At 66.3% G+C, this 14246-nt stretch carries 14 protein-coding genes and 1 pseudogene; 8 read left to right on the plus strand and 7 right to left on the minus strand.

The window, feature by feature from the left end:
- Positions 1–16: 16 nt before the first annotated feature.
- Together LGY53_RS02510 and LGY53_RS02515 are read right to left on the minus strand one after the other, a co-directional pair.
- Positions 17–928, minus strand: a complete 912-nt coding sequence (locus LGY53_RS02510; RefSeq protein WP_225724989.1) for a TauD/TfdA family dioxygenase — start codon at positions 926–928, stop codon at positions 17–19.
- Between the two features lie 68 nt (positions 929–996).
- Positions 997–1767 carry a deoxyribonuclease IV gene (locus tag LGY53_RS02515; RefSeq protein ID WP_167477560.1) on the minus strand — a complete coding sequence of 257 codons (771 nt, stop codon included), beginning with the start codon at positions 1765–1767 and terminating at the stop codon, positions 997–999.
- A 221-nt stretch (positions 1768–1988) separates the two neighbouring features.
- Here LGY53_RS02515 and LGY53_RS02520 point away from each other — a divergent pair, with 221 nt between their 5' ends.
- Entirely contained in the window at positions 1989–3725 is a 1737-nt protein-coding gene (locus tag LGY53_RS02520; RefSeq protein ID WP_225724990.1) for a serine/threonine-protein kinase, read from the plus strand.
- Here LGY53_RS02520 and LGY53_RS02525 read toward each other — a convergent pair.
- Positions 3697–4479, minus strand: coding sequence for a GNAT family N-acetyltransferase (locus LGY53_RS02525; protein ID WP_225724991.1), 783 nt, complete (start codon positions 4477–4479; stop codon positions 3697–3699). The genes LGY53_RS02520 and LGY53_RS02525 overlap by 29 nt on opposite strands.
- Before the next feature lie 81 nt (positions 4480–4560).
- Positions 4561–4845, minus strand: a complete 285-nt coding sequence (locus LGY53_RS02530; protein WP_225724992.1) for a hypothetical protein — start codon at positions 4843–4845, stop codon at positions 4561–4563.
- 248 nt (positions 4846–5093) lie between these two features.
- On the opposite strand from LGY53_RS02530, the gene LGY53_RS02535 reads away from it, so the two are divergent.
- Positions 5094–5561 carry a hypothetical protein gene (locus LGY53_RS02535; RefSeq protein ID WP_225724993.1) on the plus strand — a complete coding sequence of 156 codons (468 nt, stop codon included), beginning with the start codon at positions 5094–5096 and terminating at the stop codon, positions 5559–5561.
- A 59-nt stretch (positions 5562–5620) separates the two neighbouring features.
- On the opposite strand, the gene LGY53_RS02540 is transcribed toward LGY53_RS02535, so the two are convergent.
- Positions 5621–6742 carry an acyl-CoA dehydrogenase family protein gene (locus LGY53_RS02540; RefSeq protein WP_225724994.1) on the minus strand — a complete coding sequence of 374 codons (1122 nt, stop codon included), beginning with the start codon at positions 6740–6742 and terminating at the stop codon, positions 5621–5623.
- 9 nt (positions 6743–6751) lie between these two features.
- Positions 6752–7924: an acyl-CoA dehydrogenase family protein gene (locus LGY53_RS02545; protein ID WP_225724995.1), complete on the minus strand. Its 1173-nt coding sequence runs from the start codon at positions 7922–7924 to the stop codon at positions 6752–6754.
- A gap of 200 nt (positions 7925–8124) precedes the next feature.
- Between LGY53_RS02545 and LGY53_RS02550 the strand changes: the two genes are divergently transcribed.
- The gene (locus LGY53_RS02550; RefSeq protein WP_225724996.1) at positions 8125–9009 is read left to right on the plus strand and encodes a hypothetical protein; all 885 of its coding nucleotides are present in this window, start codon (positions 8125–8127) and stop codon (positions 9007–9009) included.
- On the opposite strand, the gene LGY53_RS02555 is transcribed toward LGY53_RS02550, so the two are convergent.
- Positions 8994–10142: an epoxide hydrolase family protein gene (locus LGY53_RS02555; RefSeq protein WP_225724997.1), complete on the minus strand. Its 1149-nt coding sequence runs from the start codon at positions 10140–10142 to the stop codon at positions 8994–8996. The genes LGY53_RS02550 and LGY53_RS02555 overlap by 16 nt on opposite strands.
- 63 nt (positions 10143–10205) lie before the next feature.
- Between LGY53_RS02555 and LGY53_RS02560 the strand changes: the two genes are divergently transcribed.
- The 5 genes and pseudogenes from LGY53_RS02560 (at position 10206) to LGY53_RS02580 (ending at position 14104) form a co-directional block, all read left to right on the plus strand.
- Positions 10206–11189 carry a YafY family protein gene (locus LGY53_RS02560; RefSeq protein ID WP_225724998.1) on the plus strand — a complete coding sequence of 328 codons (984 nt, stop codon included), beginning with the start codon at positions 10206–10208 and terminating at the stop codon, positions 11187–11189.
- Positions 11186–11776 carry a hypothetical protein gene (locus tag LGY53_RS02565; protein ID WP_225724999.1) on the plus strand — a complete coding sequence of 197 codons (591 nt, stop codon included), beginning with the start codon at positions 11186–11188 and terminating at the stop codon, positions 11774–11776. Before LGY53_RS02560 ends, LGY53_RS02565 begins: the two co-directional genes overlap by 4 nt.
- A 123-nt stretch (positions 11777–11899) precedes the next feature.
- On the plus strand, positions 11900–12772 hold the full coding sequence (locus LGY53_RS02570) for an LLM class flavin-dependent oxidoreductase (protein ID WP_225725000.1): 873 nt from the start codon (positions 11900–11902) through the stop codon (positions 12770–12772).
- 18 nt (positions 12773–12790) lie between these two features.
- Positions 12791–13273, plus strand: a pseudogene (locus tag LGY53_RS02575) (HD domain-containing protein); the annotation flags it as partial.
- Between the two features lie 48 nt (positions 13274–13321).
- Positions 13322–14104 (plus strand): class I SAM-dependent methyltransferase, encoded by a 783-nt coding sequence (locus LGY53_RS02580; protein ID WP_225725666.1) that lies wholly within the window; start codon positions 13322–13324, stop codon positions 14102–14104.
- Positions 14105–14246 lie beyond the last annotated feature (142 nt).

Below are 14246 nucleotides of genomic sequence, written 5' to 3' on the forward strand. Positions count from 1 at the left end.
GGTCCGGGCGCACACGTTACGAGGCGAGCAGCGAGATCTCCTCGACGATCGAATAGTGCTCGGCATCACCCGCGATGACCGTGCTGGCCCGGCCGTCGACACCGACCGGGATATCGCCCGCCAGGGTGATCCTGGTGAGCTTGCGCGGCTGATCGTCGTAGTCGTCGACGGCGTAGTGCTGGGTGGCGCGGTTATCCCAGATCGCGACGTCACCGGGCGCCCAATTCCAGCGGACGGTGTGCTCCAGCCTGGTCACCCGATCCTGGAACAGGCGGAACAGCGCCTGCGATTCACCGGTGGACAGCCCGACGAAGTTCCGCACGAAATGCCCTACCAGCAGCGCCTTTTCCCCGGTTTCCGGATGCACCCGCACCACCGGATGTTCGGTTTCGAAGTAGCTGGATTCGAATTCGGCGCGGTAGGCCGATTCGTTCGGCCGGACCGGGTCGACATGGGTGGCGGCATAGTCGTAGACGTTGGTGTGCACCGCGCGCAGGCTTTCGGCCAGCTTCCGCAACGGCTCCGGCAGCGAGTCGTATCCGGCGACGGTCGATGCCCAGGTGGTAGAGCCGCCGTAGGGCGGCAGGTGCACCGCCCGCAGGATGGACGCCTTCGGAATCCGGTCGACGAAGGTGACGTCGGTGTGCCAACTGTTCGCCCGGCCGTGCTGGGAATCGATGGCCAGACTCTTGACCCCGTGCGAGGTGACCGTCGGATGCGGCGTGGTCGGGGTGCCGAGCAGTTCGGCGAATTCGTACTGCCCGTCCTCGGTGAGGTGGCCCTGTTCGCGGAAGAAGATCACCCGATGGTCGAGCAGTGCGCGCCGGATCACCGCGACGGTCGCCGCGTCCAGATCGCCACCCAGCCGGACATTGTCGACCCGGGCGCCGATATGCGCGCCGAGTTTGGTCACCGTTGCCGCCGTCATCGGCCGAGCACACCACCGAAACCCCAAGGCCCACCATGGTTTCGGTCGGCGTGATCCGAAGAACCGGCTCAGCCGATATGTTCGCGCAGGTAGGCCAGATCCTCGGCGACGCCATCGGCCGGCGTCTCCAGCACCACCGGCGCGCCCGCGGTGCGGCACACCTCGGCGAGCAGTTGCGGATCGATGGTGCCGTCGGCGAAATTGGCGTGCCGGTCGGCGCCCGAATTGAATTCGTCACGCGAGGAATTCAGGTGCACCAGATCGATCCGGCCGGTGATGGCCTTGATCCGATCGACGACACCGACCAGTTCCTCACCGCCCGCCCAGGCGTGACAGGTGTCGAGACAGAATCCGGCGCCGAATTCGCCGACCGCGTCCCACAGCCGGGCGATCGAATCGAAATGCCGTGCCATGGCGTGATTTCCGCCGGCGGTGTTCTCGATCAGGATGGGCACCGCGAAGCCGCCCTTCTCCTGCTGACGCTCGAACAGCTTGCGCCAGTTGACGATTCCCGCCTCGATCTCCGCATCGGACCGGACGTGCCCGCCGTGCACCACCAGGCCGAACGCGCCGAGCTCGGCCGCGGCCTTCGCCTGCTGGGCCACCGCATTGCGCGACGGCATCCGCAACCGGTTGTTCAAGCTGGCCACATTGATCTGATAGGAGGAGTGCACCACCACATCGATCGGGCTGGCCAGAATTTCCGCGGTCCGCGGATGCGGTTCGGGTTTATCCCAGCTCTGCGGATCGACGACGAACATCTGGATGACATCGGCGCCGAGTTTCTCGCCGAAGCCGATCGGATCGCTGTCGAGTCTGACATGAGCACCTATGCGCATGCGGGCCACTCTAATGAGTGGCACCGACAACACCGGAAAGTAAGGGGTGTTGCGTCCCGGTTGCGGTGCGAGATACATGGGTGAGATCCGCGGCCTCGGGAACCGGCGCAACTGCTATGGTTTCGATGTTTCCGTGGTCGTCGGGTCGCGATCACGCGTTTCCTTTTGCGGTACGCCTGTTCATCGGCGGGTCCCGGTGAGCGGCGGAAAGTGGGGCAGAAATGCTGGCCAGCGGCGATGTGTTCGCGGGCTATGTCATCGAACGGCAGCTCGGCCGCGGTGGCATGGGTTCGGTGTACCTGGCGAAACATCCGCGGCTACCGCGGATGACCGCGCTCAAGCTGCTCAACCGGGAGATGTTCTTCGACAAGGAAATACGGGCGCGGTTCGAACGGGAGGCGGACCTGGTCGCCCAGCTCGATCACCCGAATATCGTCACGGTGTACGACCGCGGGCTCGAGGACGACCAGCTGTGGATCTCGATGCAGTACATCGACGGTATCGACGCCGGATCGGTGGATCCGCATACGCTGCCGCCCGAACGCGCCGTGCAGATCATCAAGGAGACCGCCGACGCGCTGGACTACGCGCACGGCGTCGGGGTGCTGCACCGCGATGTCAAACCGGCGAACGTGCTGCTCGCCCGCTCCGGCGGCGGCCGAGGCGAGCGGGTGTACCTGACCGATTTCGGCATCGCCCGGCTGCGCGATGACACCGGCCACCTGACCCAGACCGGCACCTTCACCGCCACCCTGGCCTATGCCTCGCCCGAGCAGCTCACCGGCGCCACCCTCGATCACCGCTCCGATCAGTACTCGCTGGCCTGCTCGCTGTTCTGGTTGATGACCGGCAACGGGCCGTATCAGGCGACCAATCCCGCACAGGTCATCCAGGGGCACCTGCAGGCGCCGCCGCCCGCGCTGAGCAATCACCGCCCCGGTCTGCCATACGCCCTGGACAATGTGCTGGCCAAGGCGATGGCCAAACGCCCGGACGACCGGTTCGCCAACTGCACCGAATTCGCTTTGGCCGCAAGGCAGGCGCTCGGCAACCGCAGCGCGCCCGCCATACCCGTCGTCGGTCCGCGTCCGGTGACCGGGCCGCCGATTCCCAATCAGCAACCGCCGCAGACCAGTCAGCCGCATCCCACCTTCGGCCCGCAGTCCAGCGGATCGAATCCGCTTGTCGGACAGGGCGCTTACCCGCCGCCGACGCTGGTGGCCCAGCCGCAGCGGCCGCCGCAGACCAGCCCATACACCAACGGGCCCACCAACTTCCAGCCCCCGGTGCATCGGCCGCCGCAGCAGTTCACACCGCCGCCGCCACCGAAGAAGTCGAATGCGGGCCTGATCATCGCCATCTGCATCGGCGTCATCGTGTTGCTGGTGTTGGTGCTCGCGTTGATCGGCGCACTGGCCGACAGCTCGAGCAATGCCAGCGACAACGGCTCCTCGAGCACGAGCTCCGTTGCGGCACAGTCCACCTCGGGTGTGAAGAGCAGCTCCGGCGCGGCCGATGCCAAAACCATCAGCGCCCAGTTCTCCCGCATGGTGCCCGCGGGCGCCGACGACGGTACCGGCTTCGACAGCGCCCGCTGCTGGAACACCGACCCGAGCTTCAAACCGTCCACCTTCGACGGTGAGCCGAACTACGGCAACTGGGCATGGCAGTGGATCTGCTCCGGCGGCAACAACAATGACGATCCGCTCTACCGCTTCGTCATCTACAAGTCCACCGACGACCTGCAATCCGTCCTGAAGGGCTTACCCTCCGGCGCCACCAAGAGCACCGACACCAACGGCGGCAAGACCTACACCAACTACAAGTGGACCGACAGCAAATCCCACCAAATCCTCACGGTCTTCTCCGGCGGCGACAGGGACCGAATCCTGTTCGTATGCCACGACTATTCGTCCCCGGACGAACTGCTCAGCTGGTGGAAAAAGGCACCCCTGTAACCGAGAACCCGTACCGCACGAATTCGTGGGTCGGCTCGAAACCGATTGCCCGGTAGATCTTGTTAGAGGTGGGATTGGCGACATCCGCGAAAAGGCAGACGTCGGTATCGCCGCCACGGAGAACCCGCCCGATATGCGCGGTAAGCGCGCTTGCATAACCTTGACCACGCGCCTCGGGCGGGGTGTACACCGGCCCGATACGCGACCACCCCTGCACCGGGAGCTGGTGCGCCGCAACGCTTACCGGCTGGCCGTCGCGCTCCCAGAGCCACCAGCGGCCCGCGGCGATGCGGCGGCGGATCTGCTCAGCGGTCAGGCCGGGCATACCGGTCTCCGCGCGCATGGCGTCTATCCAACCAGAGCACAGTGGCACGTCGACATCCATTGCCCGGCGCGGGTTCCCGGCGACCTCCGGGATGCGCAGCTCTCCCAGCCGGTACAGCAGGTGCGTATAGAACCAGTGATACTCCTGACCTGACAGAGCGCACCATCGCCGCGCGAAAGACGTTGCGAGATCGGCAGTCCCCTCGACGCCATCGCTGTCCGGCACCGCGTCGGCCAGCGCTTCGGCCACTGCGGGCACGCTCGCGGTCGGCAGCGCACCGAGATAGATGGGACGCCCCGGAGCGCGTATGGCGACACCGACCACTTCGCCGCGGGAGCGCACAGTGAGCAGATACATCGGCTCGCCAGTCGGGTCCAGCCCAGCGGCGGTATTGACCACCGACGTGCTGATCATGGTGTGCCGCAGCACGTCTCGAAGAAGAAACCCTGCCGATTCGGCACGGAATTCCGCGATATCCGTGGTGATGTGGATCCGCATCGCGATGCGAGATCAGGTGGTGCTGTGGCTTTCTGCGCGGAGTTTGAGCAGGACCAGGCCTGCGGTGCAGGCGAGAATCAGTCCGGCGACGGTGATTTCGACGTGTAGGCCGGCCAGGCCGAGGCCGGCGCCGACGAGACCGCCGAGGAAGATCACCCAGCCGGCGATGCGCAAGATAAGCGTGGACAGCTTGCGCGCCTGCGGATTCGACACCTGGGGCTGGGTCGCGTTCGACACGGCCGATTCGGCTGTCGCGTTCGCGGCTTCCAGCGGGGTAGTCGAGTAAGCTCCCATCATCTACTCCTCGATGACGCCGTACAGACAAACGTCGCGGCGCGAACCGAGCAACGCGTCCCTCATCTTGGCACTGGCGTCTCATGCGTAACTTTGATCACACACGCTACGACTAGTCCCGGTAGTTCTACTACGACACGTGCCCACGACACGCCAACGAGATCAATTCGATATCTGAATTGTGGATGTTTAAGTCTGAATCGGGTCGGCCGACTAAGGTGAGCCCCGAAACACACGAGGAGAGTCACCCCATGGAGAGCAGCAGGGCCAGGATCATCGGTCCGGCTATAGCCGTAGGCGCGGTCTCCGCGGGTTTGATCCTCATCGGCGCCTGTGGCGTCGGCTCGCACGACACCTACGTGCCACCGCCGCCACTGAAGAACGGCCCGGCCATGGCGGCCGCGCAGGTGCACAGCGATGCCAGTTCCACCGCGCCGAAGGTCATCATCCCGCCCTCCCCCAGCTGGCAGATGGCGCCGAATGCGCCGCGCCTCAACGCCGGGTTCACCGTGCCGCCGTCATCCACCTCGACGGAAACCACGCCGCAGCCGGGTCAGCCGACCGACAGCGACGATTCGACGACCACCACACCGGCCCGCCCGACGACAACGTCGGACGAACCGCTCAGCACCACCCGGCCGCACCCGACAACGACGACGCGACCACCGCGACCGACCACCCATTCGGCCCCGGCCGACGATTCCGGCGACGACGGATAAGCAATACAGGGATAAGCAAAGGCGGTGCGGGCCAACAACTCTCCCGCACCGCCCGCCGCTCACAGTTCGGGCAGCGAATACTCCCCCGCCCGGTCGCCGAGCACCCGCAGATGCTCCAACGCACCGCCGAGGGTGTGCTCGATCGCGGTGAGCCTGGCCACGTAATGCCCCACCGGGTATTCGGCCGTCACACCGATACCGCCGTGCATCTGGATCGCCTCCTGCCCGATATGCCGTGCGGCACGGCTGATCTGGAGGCGGGCCCGGGACGAGACCACCGCGTCGGCGGTGCCGTCCGCCAGCGTGGCCGTCGCGTACAGGCTCATGCTGCGCGCGAGCTCCAGCGACACATACATGTTCGCGGCCCGCTGGGTGAGGGTCTGGAACTTCGATAGCGTGACGCCGAATTGCTTGCGGGTCTTCAGATATTCGGAAGTAAGCCGCAGCGCCTCCTCCATCGCGCCGACCGCCTCGGCGGCCAGGCTCGCCTGGGCCAGCGCCTCGACGGCCGCCAGCTGCGCGCTCGCATCGGTCGCGGCGCCGAGCAATTCGGCAGGCGCACCGGCGAATTCGAGCTGCGCGCCGCGCTGACCGTCGAGGGTGCGGTACGGCTTGCGGGTCGCGGCCGCGGCGTCGACCAGGAACAGGCCGGTTCCGCCGCCGGGCAGCCGCGCGCTCACCACCAGCTTGTCGGCGCAGTCGCCGTGCGGCACCGGATTCTTCACACCGGTGAGCGTGTACGAATCACCCTGCGCCACAGCGGCTGTCGTGATATCGGTGGCAGGCCAGCGCAGCCCCGGCTCGGCGTGCGCGAAGGCGAGCAGCAGATTGCCCGCCGCCACCTCCGGCAGAATCGCCTGCCGCTGTTCGGCACTGCCCGCGGCGGCGATCAGGCCGCCGGGGACCAGCACGGCATCCAGGATCGGTTCGGGCGCCAGCCTGCGGCCGACCTCGGCCAGCACGACCATGGTCTCCACCGGACCCGCGCCGACACCACCGTCCGCCTCGGCAAAACTCAGTCCGAGCACGCCGAGTTCGGCCAGCTGCCGCCAGACCTCACGGCTCCAACCCAGTTCGGTGTCGGTGACCTTGAGCCGGGTCTCCGGATCGTAGTTGCGGGCCAGCAGTTCGCGCACCGTGTCGCGCAACATGACCTGTTCTTCGGTGAGTTCGAAATCCATTGTCCTGCCTCACAATCCAAGGATCGTGGAGGCGATGATGGTGCGCTGCACCTCGCTCGAACCTCCGTAGATGGTCGTCTTGCGATAGTTCAGGTAGCCGGGGCCGGAGCGCTGCGCCCAAGCGGGCGAGGCGATCTCGTCCGCACCGACCGGCAGCGCGTCGGGTCCGGCGATGTCGAGGAGCAGTTCGGTGGCGGCCTGCTGCAGCTCCGAGCCGCGCAGCTTCAGCACCGAGGACGCCGGATTCGGTTTGCCATCGGCGGAATCGGAGATCACGCGCAGCTGGGTGAGCTCCAGCGCGAGCAGTTCGTTTTCCAATTCGGCGACCCTGGCCGCGAAGACCGGATCCGCCAACAGCGTGCCGGACCCCGTCTTGACCTGCGCCGCATACTCTTTCGCGACACCGATCTTGACCTTGGTGCGGCCGACGCCGGTGATGCCGGTGCGCTCGTTGCCGAGCAGGAATTTCGCGTAGGTCCAGCCCATATTCTCCTGGCCGACAAGCTGATCGGCGGGCACCCGGACGTTCTCGAAGAAGACCTCGTTCACCTCGTAGCCGCCGTCGATCAGCTTGATCGGCCGGATGGTCACGCCCGGCGACTTCACGTCGAACAGCAGGAACGAGATGCCCGCCTGCTTCTTCGGCGCGTTCGGGTCGGTGCGCACCAGGCAGAAGATCCAGTCGGCGTACTGGGCCGATGTGGTCCAGATCTTCTGTCCGTTGACGATGTAGGAGTCGCCGTCGCGCACCGCGGTGGTGCGCAGCGAGGCCAGGTCCGAACCGGCGTCGGGCTCCGAAAAGCCTTGGCACCACCAGATATCCAGGGCCGCGGTGGGCGGGAGGAAGCGCTGCTTGAGTTCCTGCGAGCCGAAGTGCGCGATCACCGGGCCGACCATCTGCGCGTTGAACGTCAGCGGCTCGGGCACCGAGGCGAGCTGCATCTCGTCCTGCCAGATGTGGCGCTGCATCGGCGTCCAGTCCTTGCCGCCCCATTCGACGGGCCAGTTGGGGACGGCGAGGCCGTTGTCATTGAGGATCTTGTGGGTGGTGACGATGTCGTCGCGGGACAGCTCACGGCCGTACTTCGCACGTTCGCGGATGTCGGACGGGATCTCGGTCCGGTAGAAGCTGCGCAGCTCGTCTCGGAAGGCCACCTCGTCGGGGGACAGGGCTGTTTTCATACACGACTCCCAATGTGTCTCGTACGTCCGAGTCCAACCTACCCCTCGGTAATTTGTCACTGTCGCGAGGATCACACAGGTGACGACATCCGGGTGTGGCCAACTCGAGACCTCGCACGGGCGAAAAGTCGAGCGACCTGGTAGCTTCTCGGCAGGCATGGGTCGGCGGCCCCATGGGTGTTCGGTAGCAAGGAGTTACGGTGAACGGCAGGACCATCGCGCACGTCGTGACGGCGGTTACTTCTCTCGGCATCGGCGCGGTTCTGACCCTCTCCGGCACGGCCGCGGCCGAACCGGCCCCGGCTCCCCCGCCGACACCGCTGGAAAAAGGCCTGACCAAGCTGGCCGAGGACGCGGGAACCGATCCCGGTAAGCAGGCCGGCGTCGCCGCGCTCAACCAGTACACCAAGCTGGTCGATATCGCCGCGCTGCAGAACATCGGCTCGGCCTTCGCACCGTTCGCTTACGCCGCACCGACTTTCGGCTGCGGTAGCAACGGACCGATCACCACCACCATCGCGGCCGTCACCACCACCGGACCGAATCTGGACGAGGGTTCGGCCCCCGGGCCCGGCACGCTGCGCTTCAGCGCCGCCCCCGCGACTCCCGGGCTGCCGATCTCGTCCGGACTCGTCGTCGGCTGGGTCAACCTGAACACCGGCGCCAGCGGCATCGACCCGCTCGACGATGTCACCCAATACAACCTGCCGTCGCTGTCCAAAACGGTGAACAGCGGCCCCGGCACCGTGCTCGCCTCGATGTGGGGCACCATCAACTACCCCAACACGCTCTGCGTGATGACCCCGACCGTCGGCACCTTCTTCGTTCCGGACCTGCCGGTCGAGGTCGTGCCCCCGCCCAGCGCACCGCCGATCGATCCGGACACCAAGAAGCCGCTCGTCCTCCCCGGCCCCGACGTCCACATCCCGGGCACGCCGACGCCGTCCGCGGCGCCGGCCCAGCCCGCCCCGGCCGCGGCGCAGCCGGAACCGCAGGCCGCCCAGCCCGCGCCCGCCGCCGCGCCGAGCCCGAGCAAGGCGCCGTCCGCGCCGCCCGCCAGCCTGGTGGGTCAGGCGGGCAACTGAGCCACCTTCGCGAAGAAGGTGCGGATATCGGCGGCGTGCGCGTCGGGAAGTTCCATCGCCACAAAGTGATTGCCGGTATTGCCGGTCGGCCAGTGCGCGATGATGTTGTCCCGCTCGGCAAGTCGGCGCATCAGCGGTGAGCCGCCCCCGTACACGCCCACCGGAACCAGCTTTTGGCCTGCGGGCCAAGCGAATCCGTCGGGGCCGAGGCCGTTGTACATCGGCCAGGACGAGGTCGCCGCGGTATCGGTGAACCAGTAGATGCTGATATTCGTCAGCACGTGGTCGCGGTCGTACGCATCCTCGAGATCGGCTGCCAGCGGCGCGAATTCGTTGAATTTGTGCACCAGCCAGGCCAGCAGGCCGACCGGCGAATCGGTCCAGCCGTGCCCGAAGGTCTGCGGGGCCTGACGCAGCAGCACGTGATGGTTCACCCCGGTCATCCACTGCTGCATGAGATCCCATTCGGCGCGTTCCTCCGGGGTCATCGTCGGCACATCGGCCGCCGTCGGCATGCCGATGCCCGCGTCGATGTGCACGCCGACGATCCGGTCCGGCGCGGCGATCGCCATCTCCTGCACCACGTACGCGCCGAGATCGCCGCCCTGCACGCCGTACCTGCGGTAGCCGAGACGGTCCATGAGTTGAACCCACATCTCGGCGACCTTGCGCGGGTTCATGCCGAGTTCCCTCGGCCCGGCGGAGAAGCCGAACCCGGGGACCGACGGGATGACGACGTGGAACGCCTGGCCTTCCACCCCGTGTGCCCGCGGGTTCGCGAGCAGATCAATGGATTTGGTGAATTCCACGAACGAGTTCGGCCAGCCGTGCGTGAGAATCAGCGGCAGCGCATCCGGCTCCGCGGACCGCACGTGCACGAAATGCACGTCGAGGCCGTCGATTTCGGTCAGGAACTGCGGAAGTTCGTTCAACGCCGCTTCCTGTGCGCGCCAATCGAATTCGGTGCGCCAGTACTCGGCGAGCTCACGCAGGTAAGCCACCGGAACGCCGCGGTCCCAGCCCTGCCCCGGCAGTTGCGCCGACCAGCGGGCGCGAGCCAGCCGGTCGTGCAGATCGTCGATATCGGCCTGCGGGATCTCGATGCGGAAGGGGCGGATCGCTGTGTTCGTCATGGTTACCACCGTAGAAACCATATAGGACCATTCATGTCCTAGTTTTCTGGAATTCTGTGACGCATGAACGGAACACCCGCTCGACTGCTGCACCTGCTCTCGCTACTCCAGACCCCGCGCGAATGGCCGGGCAGTGAGCTGGCCGAACGGCTCGGCGTCACCGACCGCACCGTCCGCCGCGATATCGATCGGCTCCGTGAACTCGGCTATCCGGTCGAGGCGACAATGGGCGCCGCGGGCGGGTACCGGCTCGTCGCGGGAACCGCCATGCCGCCGCTGCTGGTCGACGACGAGGAGGCCGTCGCCATCGCGGTCGGGTTGCGGATGGCGGCCGGTTCGGCGATCGCCGGGATCGAGGAAGCATCGGTGCGGGCCTTGACGAAACTGGAGCAGGTGCTGCCGAAGAAGCTGCGGCGGCGGGTCCGGGTGCTCGGTGCGGCGACGGTCGCGGCCGGATCGGATGGTTCCGTCGTCGATCCCGAGGTGTTGGTCGCCTTGGCGGCGACGGTAACCAACAGGGAGCGAGCGCGTTTCGGATATCTGTCGGGTTCGGGAGCCGAAAGTCGACGCAATGTGGAGCCGGTAGGGCTGGTGTGCGCTCGAAGGCGTTGGTACCTGGTGTGTTTCGATGTCGACCGGCAGGATTGGCGGACATTTCGGGTCAACCGGATTTCAGGGGTGCAGGCTACCGGTGCGCGATTCGTTCCCCGGGAGTTGCCCGCGGCGAACGCGGCGGCGTTCGTCGGTGGGGCACGGAGTGATTGGGGAACGAAAATGGTGCGGGTTCGGGTATTCATTCACGCGCCGGTCGGGCAGGTTGCGGGACGGTTGGGCGATCGGGAAGGGGATATCGTCGCGGTCGACGACGGGATTTGTTTGTTGGATGGTCGGCGGGACGATTCGATGGAGTGGTTGGCTCATCGGTTGATCGGGTTGGGGGTTGGGTTCGAGGTGGTGGGGCCCGGGGAGCTTATTGCGGAGTTGCGGAAGATTCGGGGGCGGGTTGATTCGGCGATTTCCGGTCGCGGCGATAACAAGAACTTGTGATTGACAAGGAAGGGGCTCACCGTGACATTCAAGTGATGACATTCAACGCGCTGTCACCACGCGCGGCGGCACGGCCGATTGGAATCGGAATCGCCCTGGCGTCACTGGGATTGGCCGCCGGATGCGGATCCGGCGCGCATTCCGATTCCGCGCCTGCCACATCGGCGACGAGCACGTCGCTCGCGCCCGCCCATACCGAATCAATGCCCGATATGTCAGCGAACGCCCCTGGCTACAAGACCGGCTACGGCATAACCTTCAAGTCTCCGAGCGGAAAGTTCATGTGCGGCATCTTCGACGATTTTGTGGGCTGCAACGGACGGTTCCCGCCGAAAATCCCGGTGCTCCGCGATTGCGGGGGCCGGATGATCAGACCCAATACGATCTCCGTATCGCGCGGAGCCAAGGCCAAATTCGTTCACGCCTGTTCGCCTTCGGCCGGTGACGATTCGAAGGTCCTGCCCTACAACACCGTCCTGCGTGTCGCCCAGACGCAGTGCGTGATTCACGAACAGACCGGCGTCAGCTGCGACACCGGCGATGGGCACGGATTCACCGTGTCCGATACCGCATACACGTTGAAGTAAGGGACAACTATCACCGCAAACCTTTTCGCCACCACCGCGGCGGCAGGCGTCCCCACCGAGGAACCGAACTGACCCGCGCGAAATCCGGTCGACCGCATCGACGCGGGCTGTCACGATGACGGTATGACAAGTCTGGGGGCTGTATTCCGTCCACAAAATCCGCCGGAACTACTGCGCGAGGTGGTGCACGTAGCCGATTCGACAGGCCTGGAACAACTTTGGTTGTGGGAGGACTGTTTCGACGAGGGCGGCGTCTCCACCGCCGCCGCCGCGCTGGCCTGGTCCGAGCGCGTACGAATCGGTGTCGGCGTGCTCCCGGTGCCGCTGCGCAATGTCGCGATCACGGCGATGGAGATCGCAACGCTGGAGCGGATGTTCCCGGGACGGGCGATCTGGGGAGTGGGTCACGGTGTGCAGTGGTGGATGGGTCAGGTCGGCGCCCAAGTCGGCTCACCGATCACGCTGCTGCGCGAATACGTCGACGCACTGCGGAATTTACTTGCCGGACAGCGAGTCACCGTGCAGGGCCGCTATATTCGGCTCGACGATGTGGCCCTCGGCTGGCCGCCGGCCGCCGCTCCGCCGGTGATCGGCGCGGCGACCGGACCGCGCACGCTCCAGCTGGTCGGGGAGGTGGCCGACGGCGTCATCCTGATGTCGGGCACCCCGCTGGCCGATATGCCTCGCATTGTCGAACTGGTCGAGAAGGGCCGTGCCGCAGGCGAATACCGTGGAGAGTTCTCGTTCGTCGTCCAACTGTTGACCGCCACCGGACCGGACGCTACCGACCGCGTGACGACCGAATTGCGGCGGATGGGTCATGACACCATCGACGGTCTCAGCGCCGTCGGTGATGCGCACGCGGTCGCCGACGCGGTCGCCCGGTGGGTGCAGGCGGGTGCCGATACGGTGATCCTCGAACCGACGCCGGACGAACCGGACCCGGCCGGATTCGTTCGGTTCGCCGGCGAGCAGGTTCGGCCGCTCATCGCATGACCTCAGGAGGGGGAGCCCATGACCTATCGCACCTTCGACACCGACTGGCAACGCCAATTGCCAAAGGACACAGCGGAGATCGTCGCCCGGGCACTGGCCTTCGCGCAGCGGGCGCACGGCGCGCAGACCCGGCCTGCGGGCGAACCGTATGTGGAGCATCTGCGCGAGGCGGTCGCGGTGCTGGTGGACGGCGTAGGCCGGATCGAACCGGACCTGCTGGTGGCGGCGGCCCTGCACGATGTGGTCGAGGACACCCCGGTGACCCTGGCCGAGGTCCGCGCCGAATTCGGCGACGGCCCAGCGGAACTCGTGTACTGGGTGACGCGCGACCCGGCACAGGAGAAGTCCGCCTATCTGAAACGGTTCGCCGCGGCGCCCGATGACGCGGTGCTGGTGAAACTGGCCGACCGGCTGAGCAATGTCCAACGCCTGCACACCCATCCGCGCCCGGCCAAGCGCGCAGCGTATTTCGCCGAAACGGTGGAGTTCATCCTGCCGCTCGCGGCGCGGCATCCGTGGTTCGCCGACTGGTTCGGGCAGTGGCGTACGGTGATGGAAAGCCGACTGTCCCAGGCGAATTCGTTCGGAGACGCGGCCGCCGCCTACGCCAAGGCGCGGCCGTCGTATCCACCCGAAGCCGTCCAGTGGCTGATACCGCCGCAGGCCGGTCTGGTGCTGGATCTCGGCGCGGGGACCGGCCAGCTGACGCGCGCGGCACTGGCGACCGGATTCGATGTGGTCGCGGTTGAACCATCGGAGGGTATGCGCACGGAATTCCGGCACGCGCACCCGGACGTACCGATCCATGCCGGTAGCGCAGAACGAATTCCACTGCCGGACAACGCGGTCGACGCCGTCGTGGTCGGACAGGCCTGGCACTGGGTGGATGTCGCTGTCGCGGTTCCGGAAATCGCCCGGATCCTGCGCCCCGGCGGACAACTCGGCCTGGTCTGGAACATCCGCGACGAGCGCCACGATTGGGTCGCCGAACTGGGCCGAATCATGCACCGGGGCATAGAGCAGGATATGGGCAGCGAAAACCCCTGCGTCGGTACGCCTTTCGCACCGATCGAACGCCGCGATTTCGAATGGACCTACCAGCTGTCCCGCGCCGACCTACTCGACCTGGTGGCCTCGCGCAGCTACGTCATCACCATGGAACCTCAACAGCGCGAACATGTCCTGGCCGAAGTGACGGAACTCCTGCACACCCACCCGGACCTGAAAGACCGGGACGTACTGGAACTCCCCTACCGCACCCGCTGCTCGCGCACTGTCACAGATCTTTCCGCGGATCGACCTGAACCGGCGTCGCCCCGGTGCGCCAGGTGATCCGGAGCGACAACTCACGCAGCCGCCAGCCTACGTCGTAGTACCGGCTGAGCAGTTCACCGATCTGCAGGCGATCGACCAAATCCGTTGCGGTTATCGTCATGTCGACCAAGGTCGGGCACCGGACTTGCGCGACCCTTGC

It is taken from the genome of Nocardia sp. JCM 34519.1, from assembly GCF_020361265.1.
Lineage (GTDB): Bacteria > Actinomycetota > Actinomycetes > Mycobacteriales > Mycobacteriaceae > Nocardia > Nocardia arthritidis_A.

Coding starts and splice junctions, on each gene's coding strand:
- LGY53_RS02540 (WP_225724994.1), bottom strand. CDS start 6,742: ATGGATTTCGAACTCACCGAAGAACAGGTCATGTTGCGCGACACGGTG.
- LGY53_RS02510 (WP_225724989.1), bottom strand. CDS start 928: ATGACGGCGGCAACGGTGACCAAACTCGGCGCGCATATCGGCGCCCGG.
- LGY53_RS02530 (WP_225724992.1), bottom strand. CDS start 4,845: ATGATGGGAGCTTACTCGACTACCCCGCTGGAAGCCGCGAACGCGACA.
- LGY53_RS02520 (WP_225724990.1), top strand. CDS start 1,989: ATGCTGGCCAGCGGCGATGTGTTCGCGGGCTATGTCATCGAACGGCAG.
- LGY53_RS02515 (WP_167477560.1), bottom strand. CDS start 1,767: ATGCGCATAGGTGCTCATGTCAGACTCGACAGCGATCCGATCGGCTTC.
- LGY53_RS02545 (WP_225724995.1), bottom strand. CDS start 7,924: ATGAAAACAGCCCTGTCCCCCGACGAGGTGGCCTTCCGAGACGAGCTG.
- LGY53_RS02535 (WP_225724993.1), top strand. CDS start 5,094: ATGGAGAGCAGCAGGGCCAGGATCATCGGTCCGGCTATAGCCGTAGGC.
- LGY53_RS02555 (WP_225724997.1), bottom strand. CDS start 10,142: ATGACGAACACAGCGATCCGCCCCTTCCGCATCGAGATCCCGCAGGCC.
- LGY53_RS02560 (WP_225724998.1), top strand. CDS start 10,206: ATGAACGGAACACCCGCTCGACTGCTGCACCTGCTCTCGCTACTCCAG.
- LGY53_RS02570 (WP_225725000.1), top strand. CDS start 11,900: ATGACAAGTCTGGGGGCTGTATTCCGTCCACAAAATCCGCCGGAACTA.